Consider the following 22,522-nt stretch of genomic DNA (forward strand, 5'->3'; position numbering starts at 1 on the left):
AGATGGCAATCACTGCTGCAATGGTTAAAGAACTGCGCGACACCACCGGCGCAGGCATGATGGACGCCAAGAAGGCGCTGACCGAAACCGCTGGCGACATGGAAGCCGCCGTTGACTGGCTGCGCACCAAAGGTCTGGCCAAGGCCGCCAAGAAATCCGGTCGCACCGCTGCCGAAGGTCTGGTCGCGGTTGCTGTCGAAGGCGGCAAGGGCGTTGCTGTCGAAGTGAACTCGGAAACCGACTTTGTTGGCAAGAACGCCGACTTCCAGGCCATGGTTGCCAGCATCGCGGCAGTGGCCAAGGGCGTGAACACGACCGAAGAACTGCTGGCCGCTGACCTGGGTGGCAAGACCGTCGCCGACGTCGTCACCGCCAAGGTCGCGACAATCGGTGAAAACATGTCGGTGCGCCGTATGGCCACTGTTTCGGGCAACACTGTCGTATCTTACGTCCACAATGCCGTTGTCGATGGCATGGGCAAGATCGGTGTGCTGGTCGCACTTGACGGCGACAACGAAGCATTCGGCAAGATGGTCGCCATGCACATCGCCGCCGCCAACCCCGCATCGCTAAGCGAAGCCGACCTTGACCCCGAACTGGTGGAAAAGGAAAAGCAGGTCCAGATCGAGATTGCCCGCGAAAGCGGCAAGCCCGAAGCGGTGATCGAAAAGATGATCGTCGGCCGGATGAAGAAATTCCTCTCCGAAGTGACACTGCTGGGTCAGGCCTATGTGGTGAACCCCGATCAGACCGTCGAGGAAGCCGCCAAGGAAGCCGGCGTTGCCATCACAGGTTTCGTGCGTCTTGAAGTCGGCGAAGGCATCGAAAAGAAAGAAGAAGATTTCGCAGCCGAAGTGGCAAAGACCCTCAAGGGGTAAGTTGCCCACAACACCTGCGCGTCAAACAACGCCCGCCTGACATGTTCGGGCGGGCGTTTTGTATCCGCGGCATCAAAAAGGCGCTGCACCGGGAGAGATGCAGCGCCGTAACTGTCCAGTTGGCTACAGGGATGAGACAACAACCAGACGGGCGCTGACCGGGACGGGTCAGGAAAACCCCGCCCAGCCAGCTTTTGGATGCGGGTGAAAGAGCCTTGAAATCACAAGGGTTTCACCCGCTGTTCCCGGCCTTAGGCCACCACTCACGGAACAAGGTTACAATCGCATTTGACCCAAAGGAAAGACAGTCAGGGAATCCCTACCTTTGGCGACAGATTGTGTCGTGTGACGTAAGGGGAAAAATCACAAAGCTGCGTCAGACCTGCGTTCAGTCGAGATCAATGATGAACATCTGGTTGTAGAACGCGGCCTTCAGCACGGCCTGCGCGGTGGTTTCCACATCAAGCGCCTCGCGCGCAAGGCGCAGGTGTTTTTCGACCGTCGCGGGTGTCAGTTCCAGCAGGATCGCGATGTCCTGCGTTGTCTTGCCATCACCGACCCATTGCAGCACTTCGCGCTGGCGCGATGTCAGGTTGCGCGATGCATGGGGCAGGGTAAGCAGTTTCAGGTGGAACACATTGCTCATCACCGAAATCTCGGTGCCATGGCGCACCCAGACCTGTTCCACGGCGTCCTGCGTCATGCCTTTCTTGGCGGTGATCGCCATCGCCGCCTTGGCGCGCTGCGACACGGACCTGAAACTGATCGTATAGCCGGCCGTCACACCCATCTTGAGGTTGAACTGCGCCACGCGTTCTTCATCTGCGGTCAGGTGGCCCGGTGTTGTCATCCAGCGCCAGCTACACGCGCCATCGTTCTCCAGCGCCCAACGCAGCATCGGCGCGTGCCAATACAGACCGTCGTCAATGAAGACCTTCATATAGTCGTCGCCGTGGTTCGTCAGGATCACCCAATCCTGCGGATCGCCCAAGGAGTTGGACGTGAGATAGCGGCTAAAGCCATAGATCAGCCGGTCAAAGCCATAGGTCGCCATCTTCTTGGTGTGCAGCGCCCAAAGATCTTCGACGTTTTGCGCATTGGTCAATGCATCGAGGTGATCGACAAAAGCTGTCATCGCGGGATCCCATCCAAGGTAACGTATGGGGAACCTAGCACTAAACCTGTGCGGCGCAAATTCTTAAGCGTGGGGCATTGTTTATCAGGTTTCTGGCCATCGTTATATTACATAATTACATAATACTCATTATGCGTAAAATGACATCCGCAATTCGTCTGACAGCATTATCCACAAAATGCTGCCCCGCCAGTGCGTTATGCATCACACCTAAGGTTTCACCACCAGCCCTGCCGGTGTTTCGCACAGCCGTTCGTGGCCTGTCGCGGTGATCAGGATCGGTTCCGTGATCTCGATCCCGCCATCGTCGAGCCAAAGTGCGGGCATGAAATGGAATGTCATCCCGTCTTGCATCACCGATGTGTCGCCGCTGCGGAACGACATCGTGCGTTCGCCCCAGTCCGGCGGATAGCTGATGCCGATCGCATAGCCACAGCGACTGTCCTTTTCAAAGCCGTGTCGCGCCAGCGTGGTGTTAAAGGCGCGCGCCACGTCCTGACACTGGTGTCCGGGTCTGGCCTGCTCCAACGCGGCCTCGGTTGCCTCGGCCACGGCTTTTTCGGCATCCAGATACTTTTGCGGCGGCGTCCCAAGGAACAGCGTGCGCGATTGCGGGCATTGATAGCGGCGATGCGCGCCTGCGATCTCGAAAAACGTCGCCTCACCCGTGCGCAAGGGCGTGTCATCCCATGTGAGATGCGGCGCTGTGGCGTCCAATCCGGACGGCGCCATGGGCACAATCGCCGGATAATCACCCCAGTGGCCGCCCGCCCCGCTGATCCCCTGATGATAGATTTCCGCGACCAGCTTGTTTTTCGGCAAGCCCGGTTCCGCGATGTCGACGATACGCGCGTGCATGGCGGTGACGATTTCCGCCGCGCGGCGCATATAGGTGATTTCGGTCGGGCTTTTGATAGCCCGCTGCCAATTCACTAGACCGGTCGTATCGGTGAATTCCGCCTTCGCGCAATGCTTGAGGAGTGATCCATAAGCCGCTGCACTGAAATAATAATTGTCCAGTTCGACGCCAATGCGCCCTGCCGCCATCCCGTGATCTGCCAACAGGCGCGAAAGATCCTCCATCGGGTGTTTGTCGGGGTTTTGCACATAGGTATCATCATAGCCGTGCACGCAGTCTTCGGGCATGTAAACCGTGCGCAGGGCACCGGCGCCGTCCATCGCGCGGCCCCACCACAGCGGATCACCTTCCATCCCCAAAATCACCGCCTGATGCACATAGAACGACCAGCCGTCATAGCCTGTCAGCCAGGCCATGTTGGACGGGTCGCTGACAATGATCGTATCAACCCCCGCGCGCGCCATTGCGGCGCGGGTCTTGGCGATGCGGGCGTAGTATTCTTCGTCCAGAAAGGACGGGCTGGTGCGGGTGCTTGGCATGGTGCGACTTTCCCTAGGGTTCAGGGAAAGGCTGGCGCAACCCGCGCATCAAATCCAGCCAAAAAGCGCCCTACCCCAGTGCGTAACCGGCACCGCGCACCGTGCGCAGCGGATCAGGGCCGCCATGGGCGGTCAGAACCTTGCGCAAACGGCCCACATGCACGTCCACGGTGCGCGTATCCACATAGATGTCGCGCCCCCAAACCAGATCAAGCAGTTGATCACGGCTATAAACCCGCCCCGGCTTTTCCATGAGGGTCGCGAGCAGGCGAAATTCGGTCGGGCCGAGTTTGAGCGTCTTGCCACTGCGCGTCACGCGGTGGGTTTCCCCATCAAGCGAGATGTCATCAAATGTCAGCACCTGCCCCACCGTTGTGGGGCGCACACGGCGCAATTGCGCGCGCACCCGCGCCATCAATTCGTTCACGCTATAGGGTTTGGCCACATAGTCATCCGCGCCGGTTTCAAGGCCGCGCACCTTGTCCATATCCTCGGAACGGGCCGACAACATGATCACGGCAATGTCACGCGTGGCGCTGCGCGCCTTGACCTGGCGGCAGACCTCGATGCCCGACACATGCGGCAACATCCAGTCCAGCACGATCACATCGGGGCGGTCCTCGGCGATGCTGTCCAATGCGCGTTCGCCGTCTTCGGCCATTGAAACGCGAAAGCTTTCGGATTCAAGGTTATAGCGCAGCACCTCGCGCTGCGCGGCTTCGTCTTCGACAATCAGGATGTGAGGTTGGGCCACCTAGACACCTTCATCGTCAATCAGCGTGACCGAGGTATCGTCGCCCTTGGGGCGTGCCTCGTCGGGCATTTCGCCGGTTTCCAGATAGATCACCTGTTCGGCCATGTTTGTCACCAGATCGCCCATGCGTTCGACGTTCTTGGCGATGAAATGCAGATGCATGCAGGCGGTGATATTGCGCGGATCTTCCATCATGAAGGTCAGGAACTCGCGAAACAGCGCGTTATACATCTGATCGACATCATGATCGTGCTGGCGCACGGATTCGGCCAGTTCCGCATCGCCACGCAGATAGGCATCCAGCGCATCCTTGAGCATCCCGCGCACTTCGCGCGACATGCGGCGCAGGGCGGCTTCGGTGCCGTTCACCGTGCGCATTTCCGCCAGCACCGAGGTGCGCTTGGCCATGTTTTTTGCGTAATCCCCGACCCGTTCAAGGCTGCCGGCCAACTTTACGGTCGCAAGCAGCACGCGCAGGTCCTTGGACACGGGCGCGCGTAGGGCAATGACACGGGCCGCGGCCTCGTTGATCTGTTCCTCAAGGGCGTCGATCACCCTGTCCCCTGCCCGCACCTTTTCGGCCAGCGCGATGTCGTGGGTTTCAAGGCTTTCGGCCCCGTCCATGATGGCAGCTTCGACCAGCCCGCCCATTTTCATGATCAGGGCCTGAATTTCTTCAAGGTCGCGGTCGTAGGCTGATGCGATATGTTGGGTCATGATATGCTTCCTTAGCCGATCCGGCCGGAAATATAGCTTTCCGTGCGGGGGTCTTCGGGATTGGTGAAAATCTTGTCGGTGTCGCCATATTCCACAAGGCTACCAAGGTGGAAAAAGGCGGTGCGCTGGCTGACGCGGGCGGCCTGCTGCATCGAATGGGTGACGATCACCACACAATACTGCGCGCGCAATTCGTCGATCAGTTCCTCGACCTGCGCGGTGGCGATGGGATCAAGCGCGGAACACGGTTCGTCCATCAACAGCACTTCGGGTTCGGTGGCCACGGCGCGCGCGATGCAAAGGCGCTGTTGCTGCCCGCCCGACAGGCCCGTGCCCGGCGCGTGCAGGCGGTCCTTGACCTCGTCCCAGATGGCCCCACGCCGCAGGGCGCGTTCAACGATATCGTCCATGTCCGATTTGCCGCGCGCAAGGCCGTGAATACGCGGGCCATAGGCCACATTGTCATAGATGGATTTCGGGAACGGATTGGGTTTCTGGAACACCATCCCGACCTTGGCGCGCAGCTGCACCGGGTCCACGCGCTTGTCATAGATATCTTCGTCTTCGATGCGAATGTCGCCCGTCACGCGGCAAACATCAATCGTGTCATTCATCCGGTTCAGGCACCGCAGGAAGGTGGATTTGCCACAGCCCGACGGACCGATGAATGCGGTCACGGTCTTGTCGGCAATCGCGACATTCACATCCTTGATCGCATGGGTATCGCCGTAATGGACATCGACGCCCTTGGCTGAAATTTTCGTATCTGTCATGGTGTCGGCCCTTGTTATCACGCGCATGTCATTCATCTGCTTGCCCCTACCAGCGGCGTTCAAAGCGGCGGCGCAGCAGGATCGCGATGATGTTCATCACCATCAGGAATACCAGCAGGATGATGATCCCGCCCCATGCGCGTTCATAATAGGCCGGATCAGCCCGTTTCGCCCATTCATAAATCTGTGCGGGCATGGCGGAATTGGGCGCCAGAAACCCCTCGGCCAGCCCGTCGGGGGTGTTCGTGGCGATATAGCCAACCATGCCGATCAACAACAGCGGTGCCGTTTCACCCAAGGCCTGCGCCAGCCCCAGGATCGTGCCGGTCAGAATGCCGGGCATGGCCAGGGGCAGCACATGATGGAACACCGATTGCATTTTCGACGCGCCGACCCCAAGGGCCGCATCGCGGATGCTGGGTGGCACCGATTTCAGCGAGGCCCGCGTGGAAATGATGATCGTCGGCAAGGTCATCAGCGTCAGAACCAGCCCGCCAACCAGCGGGGCCGATTGCGGCAGGTGCATGAACTGGATGAACACCGCCAACCCAAGGATACCGAACACGATGGATGGCACGGCGGCGAGGTTGGAAATATTCACTTCGATAAAGTCTGTGAACTTGTTGGTGGGCGCGAATTCTTCGAGGTAGATCGACGCCGCCACGCCAATGGGCAGCGACAACAGCAACACCACCAGCATCATGAACAGCGACCCCAGCATCGACACCCCAAGGCCCGCCTGTTCTGGGCGCGATTCAGAGGCATCCGCGCCAAAGATGAATGCCGCGTTAAAGGATGTCTCGATCACCCCCGCCCCCTGCAGCGCATCCACTACGTCCAGATGTTCAGGCGCAAGATTGCGATCACGCGCAAGGCTTTCGCGGCTCACACGGTCCTTGAAATAACCGTCAACACGCGACGCAGCGAGGACGCGAAATTCAACCGTGTCGCCAATGCGGTCGGGGTTTTCCAACACGAAATCGCGGATCTGCGCGGCCGCACTGGCCGAAACCATTTGCAACAGGGCTTGGGCAGGCAGCGGGGTGTCAACGCCCGTGTCATCCACCGCCCGTTCCAGCGCCATACCGATCAGCGGCGCATAACCAAAGGTGGACACCTTTGCGATGACGTCGGGGTCGCCCGTGCCGTCCTTGTCAAGGATATCTGCGCGCAATTCGACCGGCAGCGCGATGAAGGTCTGTTTGAACGCGCCCGTGCCGTTGCTGATGATCGCCGTCAGCAAGGCGATCAGGAACAGCAGGCCCACGGCCAATGCCGCGATGCCATAAGCCTTGAAGCGGGTCTCGGCAGCGTTGCGCTTGCGGGTGCGCGCGTCGATGGTCAACAGCGATGTTCTGGCGGTCATTCGTATTGCTCCCGATACCTGCGCACGATCCACAGGGCAAAGATGTTCAGCCCCAGTGTGATCACGAACAGGGTCATACCCAGTGAAAAGGCCACCAGCGCCTCGGGCGAGGAAAAGTCTGCATCGCCCGTCAACTGGCTGACGATCTTGGCCGTGACAGTGGTCATGGCCTCGAACGGGTTCATTGCCAGGCGCGCGGCGGCCCCTGCCCCCAAAACGACGATCATGGTTTCACCAATCGCGCGGGATGCGGCCAGCAGGATCGCACCGGCGATACCGGGCAAGGCGGCGGGCAGAACCACCTGCCGGATCGTTTCCGATTTCGTCGCCCCAAGACCCAGTGACCCGTCACGCATCGCCTGCGGCACCGCGTTGATGATATCGTCCGAAAGCGACGACACGAACGGGATCAGCATGATGCCCATGACCAGTCCGGCCGTCATCACCGCCGTGCCGCCCTGCATCCAGTTGACGCCAAACAAACCGCCGTCGCCAAAGGCAGAGACCAGCAGCGGGCCGACCGTCAACAGCGCGAACAACCCGTAAACGATGGTTGGAATGCCTGCCAGAACCTCAAGCATGGGTTTGGCAAAGGCGCGCACCCGCGGGCTGGCGTATTCCGAAAGGTAAATGGCCGCGAACAGCCCGATCGGCACCGCAACCAGCAGCGCGATGACGGAAATATACAGCGTGCCCCACAGCAGCGGCAGGATGCCAAGCGACGACCCGCCACCAAAGCTGGGCGACCAGACCGTGCCGAAAAAGAAATCAGCCGCCGGATAAAGGCGAAAAAATTCGACCGTGTTAAAGATCAGCGCAAAGACGATGCCGACCGTCGTCAGGATCGCCAGCGAGGCGGCACCGACAAGCAACCCGCGCAGCGTGGTTTCAACGCTGTTGCGCGCGCGAAAATCGCGCCCGGTCTGGCGCAAGGCCCAAAGCCCGCCCAGCACGGCCACGGCAATCACCACGATCATGCGCCACAGCAACCAGCGCGCGGATTGCACGCGGTATTCCTGCGCGGCGTTCAGGGTCGCGGCAGAGACATCCGTGCCAACGGCCACACCTGCGCTGGCAAGGGTATCGCGCAGGTCGCCCGTTTCAACGTCAAGCGCCAGAACCGTCTGGGCAGACATCGTGCCCGATGCAACGATCCGGTCCAGCCCGTCGGCCACGCGGCGCACATCGCTCATCAGCAGGCCCAATTCGCCCGAACCTGCGCTGGCGGCGTCAGTGACCATCAGGGGGGCGACCACACGATTGATCATCACAGGCTGTGCGATCATCCAGCAAATCAGCACCAGAATGGCGGGGCCGGCAGCCCAAAGCGCGGCGTTCCAGCCATAATAGGCGGGAAGCGAGTGCAGGTTGCGGATGTTGCCATCGGCCGAAGCAAGGGCGCGTGTCCGGCCCAATACGAAACATGCAGCCCCGATGGCAAGCACAAGCAGAGTGATCCAGAAGGCGTGCATTTATTGTCCGTCCTTGGCAGCAAATTTGCGGGCGGCGCAGCGCCGCCCGCAAGGTCGGGCCTAGTTGCCCATTGTTTGTTCGGCTTCGATCATGGCCTGCGTTTCGGCCAGGGCCGGATCGGATACCAGACCGTATTGTGCCAGTGGCCCCCATGCCCCGGCGATTTCGTCAGAGACAAAGAACGCCGCGTATTCCTTGAGGCCGGGAATGACGCCGATATGGGCCGCCTTGATATAGAAAAACAGCGGACGTGACACCGGGTATTCGCCGGTCGAGATGCTGTCCACAGTGGGTTGAACACCCGCCATTGTCGCAACTTGCAGCTTGTCGGTGTTGTTTTCGTAAAACGCCAGCCCGAACACGCCGATGCCGTTGGGGTTTGCGCCGATACGCGCCAGCGTTTCGGTGTAGTCCCCGTCGATGTCCACGGAAAGACCATCGGTGCGCACGGCGATACAGGCGTCTTCGGCGTCGTCTTCGGACATGCCACCGGCGATCATGGCTTCCATCGCGCCGGTTTCTTCACAGCCCACGGCCAGCACTTTTTCCTCGAACACTTCACGGGTGCCGTGCTTGGTGCCGGGGATAAAGGCCATGATTTCCTGCGCGGGGAAGTCAGGGTTCACTTCGTTCCACATGGTGTAGGGGTTTTCGACAACAGCGCCGTCAACCAGAACCATGGGCGACAGGGCGCGGAACCAGTCGCTTTGATCAAATTCAAAGGACGCGCCGTTGATGTCGGAGGCAAACACGATCCCGTCATAGCCGATCCGCACTTCGATGATGTCGGTCACGCCGTTTTCGGCGCAGGCGGTGATTTCCTTTTCGCGGATTGCGCGGGATGCATTGGCGATGTCGATCTGGTTTTCACCGACGCCCTCGCAGAAGCGGGCCAGACCGGCAGATGATCCACCCGATTCAACGACCGGTGTGGGGAATTCAAAGTTTTCGCCGAAGGCTTCGGCCACGATCGACGCATAAGGCAGCACAGTGGACGAACCGGCAACCTGCACGTTGTCACGGGCGCTGGCGGCGCTGGCCGCGACGATGGCAAGGGTGGATACAGTAACTTTCGCGAATGACATTGGGCAACTCCTGTGTGTCAGTCTTGCGACGGGCGATCCCGCCGCTGTGTGGCCCTTTTCGGCCCCGCGCAAAAACCTTTTGTGACGTTTATGTAAAAGTTTCATGACACAGTGCGCGCAGCGCGAAAATTAATCATGCGTCCGGCGAAAAGACGGGTAAAATCACTGTAAAAACACTGCCTTGCCCCGGCTCGCTGTCAATCACCAGCCGCCCGCGATGCCGGTTCAGAATGTGTTTTACGATCGCCAGCCCCAGTCCTGTGCCGCCCACATCGCGCGCGCGGTGGGAATCGACGCGGTAAAACCGTTCGGTCAGTCGCGCGATGTGATGGGATTCGATTCCCGGGCCCTGATCGCGCACCGCCAGCCGAACGCCAGTGCCGCGCAGGCGGGCCTCGTGGCGGGGGGCATGCAGGATGATATCGACATGCGGACTGCCGTATTTCACGGCGTTCTCGATCAAATTGACCAGCACCTGGCGCAACTGATCCGCATCACCCTGCAGGGTGATATCATCATCGGGGGCACCAAAAGCCAGCGTTCTGTTGTCCGCGCCATGTTGGGACAGGTCTGCAACCGTACGCCGGCAAAGCTCGGTCAGATTGACACGGGTTTGCGGGCGATTGCGTTCGCTGTCTTCAACGCGCGACAGCGACAGCAGGTCATCCACCAGCCGCTGCAGGCGCCCCGCCTCTTGCTGCATCATCCCAAGAAAGCGCTCGCGCGCCGCGGCATCGTCTTTGGCCGGGCCGCGCAGGGTTTCGACAAAGCCGGAAATCGCGGTCAGGGGCGTGCGCATCTCGTGGCTGACATTGGCAACAAAATCACGCCGCATCTGCCCTGCGGCCGCAATGGCGGTGGTGTTCTCAAAGCTCAGCACGACAAGGTCCTGCGCGCGGGCCACATGGACCTGATAGGTGGTCTCGGTCCCGTGGGAATCGCCAAGGTAGCGGGTCGCGCGCGCGGTGCCGTCACTGCGCACGGCCTCAATTGCATCAAGCAAGGCCGGCTGGCGCAGGGCGGTAATGTAATGCAGTCCCGTGCCGTCGGCCCCCAGCATCGCCTGCGCGGCGTCATTCATCGCCAGAATACGTTCATCCGCACCGATCACGATCACGGGGAGAATGAGGGCGTTAATCATTTGTAAAGGATTCATGGCCCACTACTTGAATGAAACAGGGTTGCATTACCACGCATTAACAGGGTCCATAAGGCAAGTGTCTCTTTTTGAATCGCATGGTAAGCCCGACTGGTTTGCCTGCGCAAAGCTTTCATGTGTTTGCAACAGTTCCATGGCACAATCACACGAACAGGGGAACGGGGGTGTGACGACAATTGACGCGCAAAAACCGGTGATGCTGGTGATCGGACGCTACAATGCATGGACAGGTGCGGGGCGTGACGTGCCGCATATGCCGGGGTTTCACTTTCTGGGATATGGTGACGTCACAGCGCAAACCCTGCGCCGGATTGCGCCTGATGTGGTGCTTTGCGCGCTGATGGGTGACGGCTTTGATGCGATTGATCTGGCCGAAAGGCTGGCGGATCTGGGCTTCACCGGACGCCTGCGCGCACTGGCCACCGATTTGCCCAATCCAGATGCCGTGCGCCGCGAGGTCTGCGAGGCCTGCCCCGAAATCGACTTTGATGTGCTGGTCCTGGAAGACGGGATGCTGACCCCCTAAAGCGCGCGCAAACCCTTCCGAAAACGGCGCGCGTTTTCCTGATATGACAGGGCCGAGGCGCGCAGGCCACTGATCGCGCCCGCGTCCAGTTCCCGCACAACCCGCCCCGGCGCGCCCATCACAAGGCTGCCATCTGGGATCACCTTGCCCTCGGTCACAAGCGCCCCTGCCCCGATCAGGCAGTTCTTGCCAATCACTGCCCCGTTCAACACGCTCGCCCCCATCCCGATCAGGGAATTGTCGCCGATCGTACAGCCGTGCAGCATCGCCTTGTGCCCAATCGTGCAGCCCGCCCCAATCGTCAACGGAAAGCCCATATCGGTGTGCAGAACACTGTTTTCCTGCACATTGCTGCCCGCGCCCACTGTGATCATCTCGTTGTCGCCGCGCAGGGTGCAACCGAACCAGACCGAACTGTCGGGCGCGCAGGTCACCTTGCCGATCAGATTGGCATCAGGTGCGATCCATGCGGTTTCATCAACCTGCGGGGTATCATCATCAAGCGCGTAAAGGGCCATCACTGCCCCTCGAATTCGTTTTGCAGCTCGCGCACGAAATCGTTCAGGCCCTCCTGACGTTCACGGCGCAGGCGTTCCGCCACAAGGATCGCGCGCACATCGGCGGCGCAGCGCTCCACGTCATCATTGACCAGAACGTAATCGTATTCGGCCCAGTGGCTGACCTCGTCCAGACTTTGCGCCATGCGGTTGTTGATCACCGCGTCGCTGTCCTGCCCGCGATCACGCAGACGTTTTTCAAGCGCGGCCATCGACGGGGGCAACAGAAAGATCGACACCACATCGTTGCCCAGCGACGAGTTGCGGATCTGCTGGCCGCCCTGCCAGTCGATATCAAACAGGGTGTCCTGTCCCGCACCCATATTCGCCTTCACGGGGGCTTTGGGGCTGCCATAAAGGTTGTCAAACACCTCGGCGTGTTCAAGCATTTCGCCTGTGTCGACCATGTGTTGGAATTCTGCGGGGGTGCGGAAATGGTATTCGCGCCCGTCCTGTTCGCCCGCGCGGGGGGGGCGTGTCGTGGCGGATACCGAAAATGCGATCGTGTCGTCCCATGCGCGCAGCATCTTGGCCATCGTTGATTTTCCGGCCCCCGAAGGTGACGAAAGGATGATCAATAAGCCACGTCTTTTCATAGGGTTACTCCACGTTTTGAATTTGTTCGCGCATCTGGTCGATCACGGCCTTCAGATCAAGGCCAATCGCCGTCAACGCGCTGGATTGCGCCTTGGAACACAGGGTATTGGCCTCGCGGTTGAACTCCTGCGCCAGAAAATCCAGCTTGCGCCCCGATGGGCCATCGGCACTGACCAGGTCGCGCGCGGCACTTACATGGCTGCGCAGGCGGTCGATTTCTTCGGTCACGTCCGCCTTGACGGCCAGCAGCGCCAGTTCTTGGGCCACGCGCCCCTGATCCAGATCATCGGCGTCCTGCATCACCCGTTTCAACGCGGTCGTCAGGTTCTTTTGCACCTCGGGGCGGCGATCCTGGGCGGCGCTGGCAGCGGCTTCGGTCAGTTTGGCGATCTGGTCAAGCTGGGCCGTGATGATGCCCTGCAAGGCTGCCCCTTCACTGGCGCGCATCGCTGCGAAATCATCCAGCATCGTGGCAAGGTTTTCCGCCAGCACCCCGATCAACGCCGTATTGTCGGTTTCATCCGCACGGGCCTGTGTGACAACGCCGCGCTGCGTCAGAACATCCGCCGCCGTGGGCTGGCCAAGGGTCACACCCATGGCAAAGGCGCGTTCCTGCACCTGATCAAGGGCGGCCAACACGCGGTCAAGCTGGGCGGTGTCCAACTGCAAGGCGTTGGCATCCTCCGCGCGGGTCAGACGCAGGTTCAACGTGACATTGCCGCGGGTCATACGGGCGGCGACATCCTTGCGCAGGGTCGCCTCGAGGGCGGCGAACCCGTCGGGCAGGCGCAGCCGCAGATCAAAGCCGCGCGCATTGACGCCGCGCACTTCGGCGCTCCAGCTGACGGCACCTTCGGCCCCCTGTTGGCTGGCAAATGCGGTCATTGAATTGATCACGGGCGCGGCCTTTCGTTTGTGATGCCTGCACCTAATGCCAATGACCGCCACGGGGCAAGCCCCACACCCGGCAAAGCCGCGCGCCATTAACCTTTTAAGACTTTGGTTGATGAAAATTGTTGGCAAAACTGCGATATTAACACTGTGTTAATGAGTGCGGCACGCGCCGCGTTGAAAGGACTTCCATGCTTGATCTGACCAAACATGACGATAGTGACGACGCGGGGCGGGCCTGTTTGAACGCGGTCGAGGCCTATTGGAACGCCCTGTTTCGTGCCAGTCACCTGCCCATGCGGCGCGATGTGGACCCGATGAAAATCGACCATGCCCTGCCCTCGACGTTTCTGGTGCAGCGGGTCGCGCCGGGTGTGGCGCGCTTGCGTGTGTCGGGTCAGCGGGTCAACGCCTGTTTGGGCATGGATGCGCAGGGGATGCCCCTGTCGACGTTTTTCCTGCCCCATGCACGCGCCGATCTGACCCGCGCATTGGAACAGATGTTCACGACCCCTGCCCTTGTGGAATTGCCAATCACGTCACCGCGCAGCATCGGGCGGCGGTTGCTGAAGGGGCGTTTGTTGTTGCTGCCGCTGGCCGATGATCAAGGCCATGTCACCCGCGCGCTGGGGGCGATGTGGGTGCAGGGCGATCTGGGGCGCGGGCCGCGCCGCTTTGAAATGGGCAATGGCGCGCGTCGCTATCAGCCGATTGACCAGCGCCCGACATTGGCAAAGGTTGCCGATACGCCACGCAAAAGGCCGGCCACATCGCAGCGGCCGGCCCTGAAACTGGTGGTCGATAACGCCTAGCCTGCCTTTGTTGCGGCCATGCCGCCACGCCGCGCCGACAGTTCTTCGGCCACAAGAAACGCAAGTTCCAGCGACTGTGACGCATTGAGGCGCGGATCGCAGGCCGTGTGATAACGGTCCGACAGGTCCTCGTCCGTCACCGCGCGCACGCCACCGGTGCATTCGGTCACATCCGCGCCCGTCATTTCAAAATGCACGCCGCCAGGCACGGTGCCTTCGGCGTTGTGCACCGCGAAAAACTCGCGCACTTCACGCAGCACGCTGTCAAAGGGCCGTGTTTTGTAGCCCGTTGACGACTTGATCGTGTTGCCGTGCATCGGATCGCAGGTCCAGACCACGTTGGCCCCTTCTTCCTGCACAGCCTTGACCAGACGCGGCAGGTGTTCCCCCACCTGCCCCGCACCAAAGCGCGCGATCAGGGTCAGGCGGCCCGCCTCGTTGGCCGGATTCAGTTTCGCCATCAGCGCCTTGAGGTGGCCGGTTGTCATGCTTGGCCCGCATTTCAACCCGATCGGGTTCTGCACACCGGCGCAGAATTCCACATGCGCGCCGTCCGGCTGGCGGGTGCGATCACCGATCCAGACCATATGGCCCGATCCAGCGAGCCACTTGCCGGATGTGCTGTCCAGCCGCGTCAGGGCTTCTTCGTATTCCAGCAGCAGCGCTTCGTGGCTGGTGTAGAATTCGACAGTTTCCAGCGCGTGCGACGCCTCGCTACGGATGCCCGCGGCCTCCATGAAATCAAGCGTGTCGCTGATCCGGTTGGCCATCTCGCGGTATTTCTCGGCCTCGTCGGCTTCGGTGAAACCCAGCGTCCAGGCGTGGACCTTGTGCACGTCGGCATAGCCGCCCGTGGAAAAGGCGCGCAGCAAGTTCAGGGTTGCAGCAGCTTGAAGATAGGCCTGCAACATCTTGTCAGGGTTGGGAATTCTTGCTTCGGGGGTGAAATCAAGCTCGTTGATGATATCGCCTCGGTAGCTGGGCAGTTCCACGCCATCCTTGGCTTCCATATCGGCGCTGCGTGGCTTGGCGAACTGGCCTGCCATGCGGCCGACCTTAACGACAGGCACCTTGGCGCCGTAGGTCAGCACCATTGCCATTTGCAGCATCACCTTGAAGGTGTCGCGAATGCCGTCGGCATTGAACTCCGCAAAGCTCTCGGCGCAATCACCGCCCTGCAACAAGAACGCATCACCACGCGACACAGCCGCAAGGTGCGCCTTGAGGCGGCGCGCCTCACCGGCGAAAACCAGCGGCGGATATGACGACAGCTTGGCCTCGACGGCCTTGAGTGCTGCATCATCCGTATATGTGGGCATCTGGATCCGTGGCTTGTTGCGCCAATCCGATTTCTGCCATTCCGCCATGGGTTTGCTCCGTATGTATTTCCAGTGTCCGCCAAGGTTAGCGGTATCAGGCATCGCTTATAGCCAGACATGGCGCAAGGGCCAATGGCAAAAGGCGATGCTTTTGCGCTGGATTTCGATGCTTGGCGCTTGATAAGGGCTTGCAAACCTGATCAGGTCATCCGAAACGCGCGCCTGAAAGCGCACAAAAGAGTCGCAAATGGATATCCAACAACAAATCGTCGAAGTCGAGACGGCGGGCAAAAAGCCGCGCCGGTTTGTGTTTGTCCTGCTGCAGGACTTTACGATGCTGTGTTTTGCCAGCGCCCTGGAAAGCCTGCGGATCGCCAACCGCATGTCCGGTCAGGAACTCTATCGCTGGACCTTGATCGGCGAAGGCGGCGATACGGTCACCTGCTCGAACGGCACCGAATTCAAGCTGCAGGCCGATCTGGAAGAACTGGGCCGTGACGACACGGTGATGATCTGTGGCGGCATTGATGTGCAATCGGCCACCACCAAAAAGGTGCTAAGCTGGATCCGGCGCGAGGCGCGGCGTGGTGTCATCATGGGCGGGCTGTGCACCGCCGCCTATTCACTGGCCAAGGCGGGCCTGCTGGACGGGAAAAAGGCCACGATTCATTGGGAAAATCAGGACAGTTTTGCCGAAGAATTCGAAGACGTGACCCTGACGAAATCCATCTTTGTGGTGGACGGCAACCGGATCACCACCGCGGGCGGCACCGCGTCCATTGACCTGATGCTGAAAATTATCGCCGATGATCACGGCGAGGATCTGGCCAATGCGGTCGCCGACCAGCTGATCTATTCCAGTATCCGCACCGATCAGGACACGCAGCGTCTGTCGATCCCCACCCGTATCGGCGTGCGCCATCCCAAATTGTCGCGCGTCATTCAGGCGATGGAACAAAACATCGAAGAACCGATCAGCCCCTCGGTGCTGGCCCGCGATGTGGGCATGTCCACGCGCCAGCTGGAACGCCTGTTTCGCCGCTACCTGAACAGATCGCCCAAGCGGTATTACATGGAATTGCGGCTGCAAAAGGCGCGCAACCTGCTGATGCAAACGGATATGAGCGTGATCAACGTCGCGCTGGCCTGCGGTTTTGCCTCGCCTTCGCATTTCTCCAAATGCTACCGCGCGCATTACAACACGACGCCATACCGCGAACGGGGCGCGCAGGCTGCGCGGCTTTCAATCTAGGCGTGAATTGTTGGCGCTTGGCGGGCAATCGCAGGCGTTTGACCCGCAAACCCGCGTTTTTCACGCCAAATGCCCCAGCGTTCCACCTTCCCTTTTTGCGAATCGCTGCGTAGTCTGACCTCTGGATAACCAAGTCCAATAGGGAGACTACCAATGAAAAAACTGCTGCTGGCCTCTGCTGCCACCGCACTCGTGACAGGCGCCGCTTTCGCCGAAGGTCACGCCGAAGAAGTCAAAATCGGGATCATCCTCGGCTTTACCGGCCCGCTGGAATCGATCACGCCGGCCATGGGCGCGGGCGCTGAAATGGCGATTGCCGAAGTCAACGAAGCCGGCACATTGCTTGGCGGCGCGACCGTCACGCCCGTGCGCGCGGATTCGACCTGCATCGACGCGGCAGCCGCCACGGCAGCCGCCGAACGCCTGGTGACATCCGACAACGTCAACGCCATCATGGGCGCTGACTGTTCCGGCGTCACCGGCGCGATCCTGCAAAACGTGGCCCGCCCCAACGGCGTGGTGATGATTTCGCCCTCTGCCACATCCCCCGGCCTGTCGACCGCCGAAGATGACGGGCTGTTCTTCCGCACCGCCCCGTCCGATGCCCGTCAGGGTGTCGTGATGACCGATATCCTGATGGATCGCGGCATTACCGAAGTGGCGCTGACCTATACCAACAACGACTATGGCAAGGGTCTGGCTGACAGCTTTGAAGCCGCCTTTACCGAAGCAGGCGGCACCGTGACGATCAACGCCGCCCACGAAGACGGCAAGGCCGACTATTCGGCTGAAGTTGGCGCGCTGGCCTCGGCTGGTGGTGAAGTGCTTGTCGTGGCCGGTTATACCGACCAAGGCGGCAAGGGCATCATCCAGTCCTCGCTCGATTCAGGTGCATTTGATACCTTCGTTCTGCCCGACGGCATGGTCGGCCAGCAGCTGGTCGACGATATCGGTTCCGCACTTGACGGCTCGTTCGGGCAGTTCCCCGGCACCGACAGCAACGGCGCGGAAATCTTCCTTGGTCTGGCCGAAGCCGCCGGTTTCGACGGCACCGGCGCGTTTTCGCCAGAAAGCTATGATGCAGCGGCGCTGATCATGCTGTCCATGGCGGCGGCTGGATCGTCTGCCTCGGCTGACTTCAAGGATCACGTGATGGACGTGGCCAACGCACCGGGCGAAGAAATCTTCCCGGGCGAACTGGCCAAGGCGATCGAAATCCTCGCCGGTGGCGGCGACATTGATTATGTCGGCGCAACGGCTGTGGAACTGATCGGTGCCGGTGAATCTGCTGGTAACTACCGCGAGATCGAAATCGGCGACGGTGCGATCAACACGGTGCGTTTCCGCTAGGATCTGCGAGAACTGAAAATGCGCGGCCCGGGGTTTTCGCCTCGGGCCGTTTGCAACAGGGGAACGGGACGCCCGACAACAGGGTGACCGACAGGGGAAAGCGCATGATTGTCGTTGAAGACCTGCACAAACATTTCGGTGGCTTTCATGCTGTTGACGGATCCAGCCTGACCATTGAGCCGGGATCAATCACCGGATTGATCGGCCCCAATGGTGCGGGAAAAACCACCCTTTTCAATGTGATAGCGGGCGTTCTTAAACCCACGTCCGGTCGTGTGACCATGGATGGCGAAGACATTACCGGTCTGCCGCCCCACACGCTGTTTCACAAAGGTTTGCTGCGCACATTCCAGATCGCGCACGAGTTCTCATCCATGTCGTGCCGCGAGAACCTGATGATGGTGCCGGGCGGGCAAGCGGGCGAAACCCTGTGGAACACGTGGTTTGGCCGCAAGCGGATCGCCGATGAGGAACGCGCCCTGCGCGCCAAGGCCGACGAGGTTCTGGAGTTCCTCACAATCGAACACCTGTCCGACCACAAGGCGGGTCAGGTGTCAGGCGGCCAGAAAAAGCTGCTGGAACTGGGCCGCACCATGATGGTCGACGCCAAGATCGTGTTTCTGGACGAAGTGGGCGCAGGCGTGAACCGCACCCTTCTCAATACCATCGGTGACGCGATTATCCGCCTCAACAAGGAACGCGGTTATACCTTTGTGGTGATCGAACACGACATGGATTTCATCGGCCGCCTGTGTGATCCGGTCATCTGCATGGCCGAAGGGCGGGTGCTGGCCGAAGGCACGCTGGCCGAAATCAAGGCCAACGAACAGGTGATCGAGGCCTATCTTGGGACAGGCCTGAAAAACAAGGATCAGGTGGCAGCCGTATGAGCGACAATCCCTATCACGACGACCGTGGCAACAAGGACGCCAGCATCGCCAAACAGGGCGCGCGCGGCACCGCCGAAGGCACGGATCGCAAAGGCCGCGCAACCCCAGCGTCCGGTGGCCCCTTTCTGATCGGCGACAACATGACTGGCGGCTATGGCAAAGGCCCCGATATTTTGCACGACTGCACGATTGCCGTGGAAAAAGGCGAAATCGCCGTGATCGTCGGCCCCAATGGCGCGGGCAAATCCACCGCCATGAAGGCCGTGTTCGGCATGCTGAACATGCGCGGCGGATCGGTGCGCCTTGACGGCGAAGACATCACATCGCTGTCGCCGCAGGACCGCGTGGTCAAGGGCATGGGGTTCGTGCCGCAGACCAGCAACATCTTCACCTCCATGACGGTCGAGGAAAATCTGGAAATGGGCGCCTTTATCCGGCGCGACGATTTCCGCGATACCATGGCGCAGATCTATGACCTGTTCCCGATCCTCAAGGAAAAGCGCTATCAGGCGGCGGGTGAACTGTCGGGCGGGCAGCGCCAGCAGGTCGCTGTGGGCCGCGCGCTGATGACCCAGCCCAAGGTGCTGATGCTGGACGAACCGACCGCCGGTGTGTCGCCCATCGTCATGGATGAATTGTTTGACCGCATCATCGAGGTCGCCCGCACAGGCATCCCGATCCTGATGGTCGAACAAAATGCGCGGCAGGCGCTGGAAATCGCCGATCACGGCTATGTTCTGGTGCAGGGGCGCAACGGCCACACAGGGACCGGCAAGGAATTGCTGGCCGACCCCGAAGTGCGCGCAAGTTTCCTGGGAGGATAAAGATGAAAGCCACGATGTTCGCGATGGGTCTTGCCCTTGCCCCGCTTGCCACGCAGGCGCAAACCATTGTCAAGGAATGCGTTTTCCCAACACAGTGCTACAGCGATGGCGATTGCGACCCGACCTCGCAACCCAATTACACCTTTACGCTTGATCTGAATTCCCAGACCGGGCTTTACGAAAACGGCACCTTTTCGGCGACAGGGTTCCTGCGCGAAAGCGGTGCGTTGATCCACTTTTACTTCGTCAATTCCGCAGGCACCGAAATCATGACATTCGCCGACAACGGCGCGGCCGAGTTTGTCGGCCATATGTCCGGCGGGTCGGGTATTTCGACCTATACGCTGACCGGCACCTGCACGATTGGCAACCCGTAATGACCCGCGCGACAACTGAACGGACCCCGCCATGGAATTTCTGAACGGCCTTGTGACCTTTGGCAACTTTGTGTTTGTCCCCGGCCTTGCTTATGGCGCGCAGCTTGCGATTGGCGCGCTTGGGGTGACGCTGATCTATGGCATCTTGCGGTTTTCCAACTTTGCCCATGGCGACACGATGGCATTCGGCACGATGATCACCATTGCCTTTACGGTGCTGTTCCAAAACATCGGTCTGGGTCTTGGGCCGTTGCCCACCGCCCTGCTGGCCCTGCCCTTTGGCATTGCGGGCACCGCATTGTTGCTGCTGGGCACCGACCGGCTGATCTACAGGTTCTACCGCCAGCAAAAGGCCGCGCCCGTGATCCTTGTGATCGTGTCGATGGGCGTGATGTTCGTGATGAACGGCATCGTGCGCTTTTTCATCGGCACCGAGGATCGCAATTTTCTGGATGGCGAACGCTTTATCATCAACGCACGCACCTTCAAGGAACTGACCGGCCTTGATGAGGGGTTGGCGATCCGCACATCCCAAGGGCTGACCGTTCTGACGGCTGTTGTGGTCGTTGCCTTGCTGTTCTGGTTCCTGAACAAGACACGCACCGGCAAATCCATGCGCGCCTTTTCCGACAACGAGGATCTGGCGTTGCTGTCAGGCATCAACCCCGAACGGGTCGTCATGGTCACATGGCTGATCGTCGCGGGGCTGGCGACGATTGCCGGTGTGCTTTACGGGCTGGACAAGTCGTTCAAACCCTTCACCTATTTCCAGCTTTTGTTGCCGATCTTTGCCAGCGCCATCGTCGGCGGGCTTGGCAACCCGCTTGGTGCCATCGCCGGTGGTTTCGTCATCGCGTTCTCTGAGGTCACAATCACCTACGCATGGAAAAAGGTGCTGGGCTACTGGCTGCCGGAAAGCCTTGCGCCCGACAGCCTCGTGCAGCTGATGTCGACCGATTACAAATTCGCCGTCAGCTTTGCGATCCTGATCATCGTGCTGTTGTTCAGACCCACAGGGCTTTTCAAAGGACAATCCGTATGACCGTGAACATTCGCAATATCGCCCTCTTTGGTGCCGTCGCGCTGCTGATTATCGGCACGGGGTTTGTGCAGGGCTGGAACTCGGCGCTGCTGATTTTCAACATGGGGCTGATCAGTGCGATCATGGCTTTGGGCGTGAACCTGCAATGGGGGTTCGCGGGGCTGTTCAACATCGGTGTGATGGGGTTTGTGGCCCTTGGTGGCCTTGCGGCGGTGATCGTCTCGATGCCCCCCACCGGCGAGGCATGGGCCGCAGGCGGGTTGCGCGTGCTGCTGGGCCTGGCCCTAGGGGCTGGCACCGTTGCAGCAGCGATCCTGACGCAAACGCGCCTCAAGGGGCGCGGGCGCAACTGGGCGACACTGGCCGTGCTTGTGGGCGGGTTCTTTCTGTTTCGTTACGTCTTTGACGGGGCGGTTGATGCGATCGAGGCGGTCAATCCCGCCTCGACCGGCTATCTTGGCGGGTTGAACCTGCCCGTGATCATCGCATGGCCCGTGGGTGGTATTCTGGCCGCCGGGGCTGCCTGGGTCATCGGCAAAACCGCGCTGGGGCTGCGCAGCGACTATCTGGCGATTGCGACCCTTGGCATCGCGGAAATCATCATTGCCGTGATGAAAAACGAAGACTGGCTGTCGCGCGGCGTGAAAAACGTGATCGGCCTGCCCCGCCCCGTTCCCTACGAAGTCGATCTGCAACAGGATCCCGGCTTTATCGACCGGGCCGCAAGTTTCGGGCTGGACCCGACAACCGCCTCGACGCTTTACGTGAAATTCGCCTATGGCATCCTGTTTGCCATCGTGTTGATCATCCTGCTATGGCTGGCGCAAAAGGCGCTCAACAGCCCCTGGGGCCGGATGATGCGCGCGATCCGCGACAACGAGGTCGCCGCCGAAGCCATGGGCAAGGATGTCACCGCGCGCCATCTGCAAATCTTTATCCTTGGCTCGGCGATCTGCGGTATTGCCGGTGCGATGATGACAACCCTTGACGGCCAACTGACGCCGGGCTCTTACCAGCCGCTGCGCTTTACCTTTCTGGTCTGGGTGATGGTGATCGTCGGCGGATCGGGCAATAATTTCGGGGCTGTGCTGGGCGGCTTCCTGATCTGGTTCCTGTGGATTCAGGTGGAACCGGCGGGCCGCGCGATCATGGATATCGTGACTGCGGGCATGACAGACGGTTACTGGCTCAAGGACCACCTACTGGAATCAGCCGCGCAAATGCGCCTGCTGACGATGGGTGTGGTGCTGCTTCTGGTGCTGCGCTTCAGCCCGCGTGGATTGATCCCCGAAAAGTAACTTCTTTTGTTCAAAAATACCTCCGGGGGAGTCCGCCAGGACGGGGGCA

The 22,522-nt window shown here is 60.4% G+C and carries 23 protein-coding genes; 10 read left to right on the forward strand and 13 right to left on the reverse strand.

Translation table 11 applies throughout. The features are described 5' to 3' along the window. The first annotated feature begins 2 nt into the window (after positions 1-2). A complete protein-coding gene (gene tsf / locus SJY21_RS02035; protein ID WP_377505459.1) occupies positions 3-878 on the forward strand; it encodes a translation elongation factor Ts in 876 nt (291 codons plus the stop codon). A gap of 388 nt (positions 879-1,266) precedes the next feature. On the opposite strand, the gene SJY21_RS02040 is transcribed toward tsf, so the two are convergent. The 9 genes from SJY21_RS02040 to SJY21_RS02080 all read right to left on the reverse strand — a co-directional run bounded on the left by SJY21_RS02040 (position 1,267) and on the right by SJY21_RS02080 (position 10,720). Beyond that, entirely contained in the window at positions 1,267-2,013 is a 747-nt protein-coding gene (locus SJY21_RS02040) for an autoinducer binding domain-containing protein (RefSeq protein WP_377505462.1), read from the reverse strand. A gap of 210 nt (positions 2,014-2,223) precedes the next feature. After that, positions 2,224-3,411, reverse strand: a complete 1,188-nt coding sequence (locus tag SJY21_RS02045) for a M24 family metallopeptidase (protein ID WP_377505465.1) — start codon at positions 3,409-3,411, stop codon at positions 2,224-2,226. 70 nt (positions 3,412-3,481) lie between these two features. Beyond that, on the reverse strand, positions 3,482-4,165 hold the full coding sequence (gene phoB / locus SJY21_RS02050; RefSeq protein WP_377505468.1) for a phosphate regulon transcriptional regulator PhoB: 684 nt from the start codon (positions 4,163-4,165) through the stop codon (positions 3,482-3,484). Continuing rightward, positions 4,166-4,882 carry a phosphate signaling complex protein PhoU gene (phoU, locus tag SJY21_RS02055; RefSeq protein WP_377505470.1) on the reverse strand — a complete coding sequence of 239 codons (717 nt, stop codon included), beginning with the start codon at positions 4,880-4,882 and terminating at the stop codon, positions 4,166-4,168. A gap of 11 nt (positions 4,883-4,893) precedes the next feature. Next, positions 4,894-5,691, reverse strand: a complete 798-nt coding sequence (gene pstB / locus SJY21_RS02060; protein WP_377505473.1) for a phosphate ABC transporter ATP-binding protein PstB — start codon at positions 5,689-5,691, stop codon at positions 4,894-4,896. A 10-nt stretch (positions 5,692-5,701) separates the two neighbouring features. After that, the gene (pstA, locus tag SJY21_RS02065; protein ID WP_377505476.1) at positions 5,702-7,021 is read right to left on the reverse strand and encodes a phosphate ABC transporter permease PstA; all 1,320 of its coding nucleotides are present in this window, start codon (positions 7,019-7,021) and stop codon (positions 5,702-5,704) included. After that, positions 7,018-8,493, reverse strand: a complete 1,476-nt coding sequence (gene pstC, locus SJY21_RS02070) for a phosphate ABC transporter permease subunit PstC (protein ID WP_377505479.1) — start codon at positions 8,491-8,493, stop codon at positions 7,018-7,020. The genes pstA and pstC overlap by 4 nt, the downstream gene beginning before the upstream one ends. 60 nt (positions 8,494-8,553) lie before the next feature. Beyond that, positions 8,554-9,579 carry a substrate-binding domain-containing protein gene (locus tag SJY21_RS02075; protein WP_377505482.1) on the reverse strand — a complete coding sequence of 342 codons (1,026 nt, stop codon included), beginning with the start codon at positions 9,577-9,579 and terminating at the stop codon, positions 8,554-8,556. Between the two features lie 133 nt (positions 9,580-9,712). After that, positions 9,713-10,720: an ATP-binding protein gene (locus SJY21_RS02080; protein WP_377505485.1), complete on the reverse strand. Its 1,008-nt coding sequence runs from the start codon at positions 10,718-10,720 to the stop codon at positions 9,713-9,715. Between the two features lie 151 nt (positions 10,721-10,871). Between SJY21_RS02080 and SJY21_RS02085 the strand changes: the two genes are divergently transcribed. After that, complete coding sequence (locus tag SJY21_RS02085; RefSeq protein WP_377505488.1) at positions 10,872-11,264, forward strand: hypothetical protein; 393 nt, start codon at positions 10,872-10,874, stop codon at positions 11,262-11,264. On the opposite strand, the gene SJY21_RS02090 is transcribed toward SJY21_RS02085, so the two are convergent. From SJY21_RS02090 to SJY21_RS02100, 3 genes are read right to left on the reverse strand one after another with little or no spacing between them, the layout of a single operon-like run. Next, entirely contained in the window at positions 11,261-11,782 is a 522-nt protein-coding gene (locus tag SJY21_RS02090) for a gamma carbonic anhydrase family protein (protein ID WP_377505491.1), read from the reverse strand. The two genes, SJY21_RS02085 and SJY21_RS02090, sit on opposite strands and share 4 nt — an antisense overlap. Next, positions 11,782-12,417 carry a guanylate kinase gene (gene gmk, locus SJY21_RS02095; RefSeq protein WP_377505494.1) on the reverse strand — a complete coding sequence of 212 codons (636 nt, stop codon included), beginning with the start codon at positions 12,415-12,417 and terminating at the stop codon, positions 11,782-11,784. Before gmk ends, SJY21_RS02090 begins: the two co-directional genes overlap by 1 nt. A 4-nt stretch (positions 12,418-12,421) precedes the next feature. Beyond that, positions 12,422-13,315, reverse strand: a complete 894-nt coding sequence (locus tag SJY21_RS02100) for a YicC/YloC family endoribonuclease (RefSeq protein WP_377505497.1) — start codon at positions 13,313-13,315, stop codon at positions 12,422-12,424. 185 nt (positions 13,316-13,500) lie between these two features. Here SJY21_RS02100 and SJY21_RS02105 point away from each other — a divergent pair, with 185 nt between their 5' ends. Continuing rightward, positions 13,501-14,121 carry a PAS domain-containing protein gene (locus SJY21_RS02105; protein WP_377505500.1) on the forward strand — a complete coding sequence of 207 codons (621 nt, stop codon included), beginning with the start codon at positions 13,501-13,503 and terminating at the stop codon, positions 14,119-14,121. Here SJY21_RS02105 and SJY21_RS02110 read toward each other — a convergent pair. After that, positions 14,118-15,488 carry a class II 3-deoxy-7-phosphoheptulonate synthase gene (locus SJY21_RS02110; RefSeq protein ID WP_377505503.1) on the reverse strand — a complete coding sequence of 457 codons (1,371 nt, stop codon included), beginning with the start codon at positions 15,486-15,488 and terminating at the stop codon, positions 14,118-14,120. The genes SJY21_RS02105 and SJY21_RS02110 overlap by 4 nt on opposite strands. A gap of 199 nt (positions 15,489-15,687) precedes the next feature. Here SJY21_RS02110 and SJY21_RS02115 point away from each other — a divergent pair, with 199 nt between their 5' ends. The 7 genes from SJY21_RS02115 to SJY21_RS02145 all read left to right on the forward strand — a co-directional run bounded on the left by SJY21_RS02115 (position 15,688) and on the right by SJY21_RS02145 (position 22,473). Then, positions 15,688-16,692 (forward strand): GlxA family transcriptional regulator, encoded by a 1,005-nt coding sequence (locus SJY21_RS02115; RefSeq protein WP_377505506.1) that lies wholly within the window; start codon positions 15,688-15,690, stop codon positions 16,690-16,692. 153 nt (positions 16,693-16,845) lie between these two features. Continuing rightward, positions 16,846-18,042 carry an ABC transporter substrate-binding protein gene (locus tag SJY21_RS02120; protein ID WP_377505509.1) on the forward strand — a complete coding sequence of 399 codons (1,197 nt, stop codon included), beginning with the start codon at positions 16,846-16,848 and terminating at the stop codon, positions 18,040-18,042. Positions 18,043-18,146: 104 nt separating this feature from the next. Beyond that, positions 18,147-18,932 (forward strand): ABC transporter ATP-binding protein, encoded by a 786-nt coding sequence (locus SJY21_RS02125; protein WP_377505512.1) that lies wholly within the window; start codon positions 18,147-18,149, stop codon positions 18,930-18,932. Further along, entirely contained in the window at positions 18,929-19,756 is an 828-nt protein-coding gene (locus tag SJY21_RS02130) for an ABC transporter ATP-binding protein (protein WP_377505515.1), read from the forward strand. Before SJY21_RS02125 ends, SJY21_RS02130 begins: the two co-directional genes overlap by 4 nt. A 2-nt stretch (positions 19,757-19,758) precedes the next feature. After that, a complete protein-coding gene (locus tag SJY21_RS02135; RefSeq protein ID WP_377505518.1) occupies positions 19,759-20,133 on the forward strand; it encodes a hypothetical protein in 375 nt (124 codons plus the stop codon). Positions 20,134-20,164: 31 nt separating this feature from the next. After that, entirely contained in the window at positions 20,165-21,175 is a 1,011-nt protein-coding gene (locus SJY21_RS02140) for a branched-chain amino acid ABC transporter permease (RefSeq protein ID WP_377505521.1), read from the forward strand. Further along, entirely contained in the window at positions 21,172-22,473 is a 1,302-nt protein-coding gene (locus tag SJY21_RS02145) for a branched-chain amino acid ABC transporter permease (protein ID WP_377505524.1), read from the forward strand. The genes SJY21_RS02140 and SJY21_RS02145 overlap by 4 nt, the downstream gene beginning before the upstream one ends. Positions 22,474-22,522 lie beyond the last annotated feature (49 nt).

The sequence above is a fragment of the Octadecabacter sp. R77987 genome (assembly GCF_042466115.1).
In the GTDB taxonomy this organism is placed as follows: domain Bacteria; phylum Pseudomonadota; class Alphaproteobacteria; order Rhodobacterales; family Rhodobacteraceae; genus SW4.

Excerpts from the sequence above, each read along its gene's own strand:
- pstA (WP_377505476.1), bottom strand. The coding sequence starts at position 7,021 with ATGACCGCCAGAACATCGCTGTTGACCATCGACGCGCGCACCCGCAAG.
- SJY21_RS02085 (WP_377505488.1), top strand. The coding sequence starts at position 10,872 with ATGGCACAATCACACGAACAGGGGAACGGGGGTGTGACGACAATTGAC.
- pstB (WP_377505473.1), bottom strand. The coding sequence starts at position 5,691 with ATGAATGACATGCGCGTGATAACAAGGGCCGACACCATGACAGATACG.
- gmk (WP_377505494.1), bottom strand. The coding sequence starts at position 12,417 with ATGAAAAGACGTGGCTTATTGATCATCCTTTCGTCACCTTCGGGGGCC.
- SJY21_RS02140 (WP_377505521.1), top strand. The coding sequence starts at position 20,165 with ATGGAATTTCTGAACGGCCTTGTGACCTTTGGCAACTTTGTGTTTGTC.
- SJY21_RS02040 (WP_377505462.1), bottom strand. The coding sequence starts at position 2,013 with ATGACAGCTTTTGTCGATCACCTCGATGCATTGACCAATGCGCAAAAC.
- phoU (WP_377505470.1), bottom strand. The coding sequence starts at position 4,882 with ATGACCCAACATATCGCATCAGCCTACGACCGCGACCTTGAAGAAATT.
- SJY21_RS02135 (WP_377505518.1), top strand. The coding sequence starts at position 19,759 with ATGAAAGCCACGATGTTCGCGATGGGTCTTGCCCTTGCCCCGCTTGCC.
- SJY21_RS02075 (WP_377505482.1), bottom strand. The coding sequence starts at position 9,579 with ATGTCATTCGCGAAAGTTACTGTATCCACCCTTGCCATCGTCGCGGCC.
- SJY21_RS02115 (WP_377505506.1), top strand. The coding sequence starts at position 15,688 with ATGGATATCCAACAACAAATCGTCGAAGTCGAGACGGCGGGCAAAAAG.
- SJY21_RS02090 (WP_377505491.1), bottom strand. The coding sequence starts at position 11,782 with ATGGCCCTTTACGCGCTTGATGATGATACCCCGCAGGTTGATGAAACC.
- SJY21_RS02130 (WP_377505515.1), top strand. The coding sequence starts at position 18,929 with ATGAGCGACAATCCCTATCACGACGACCGTGGCAACAAGGACGCCAGC.
- SJY21_RS02145 (WP_377505524.1), top strand. The coding sequence starts at position 21,172 with ATGACCGTGAACATTCGCAATATCGCCCTCTTTGGTGCCGTCGCGCTG.
- SJY21_RS02045 (WP_377505465.1), bottom strand. The coding sequence starts at position 3,411 with ATGCCAAGCACCCGCACCAGCCCGTCCTTTCTGGACGAAGAATACTAC.
- pstC (WP_377505479.1), bottom strand. The coding sequence starts at position 8,493 with ATGCACGCCTTCTGGATCACTCTGCTTGTGCTTGCCATCGGGGCTGCA.
- SJY21_RS02125 (WP_377505512.1), top strand. The coding sequence starts at position 18,147 with ATGATTGTCGTTGAAGACCTGCACAAACATTTCGGTGGCTTTCATGCT.
- SJY21_RS02110 (WP_377505503.1), bottom strand. The coding sequence starts at position 15,488 with ATGGCGGAATGGCAGAAATCGGATTGGCGCAACAAGCCACGGATCCAG.
- SJY21_RS02080 (WP_377505485.1), bottom strand. The coding sequence starts at position 10,720 with ATGATTAACGCCCTCATTCTCCCCGTGATCGTGATCGGTGCGGATGAA.
- SJY21_RS02120 (WP_377505509.1), top strand. The coding sequence starts at position 16,846 with ATGAAAAAACTGCTGCTGGCCTCTGCTGCCACCGCACTCGTGACAGGC.
- tsf (WP_377505459.1), top strand. The coding sequence starts at position 3 with ATGGCAATCACTGCTGCAATGGTTAAAGAACTGCGCGACACCACCGGC.
- SJY21_RS02105 (WP_377505500.1), top strand. The coding sequence starts at position 13,501 with ATGCTTGATCTGACCAAACATGACGATAGTGACGACGCGGGGCGGGCC.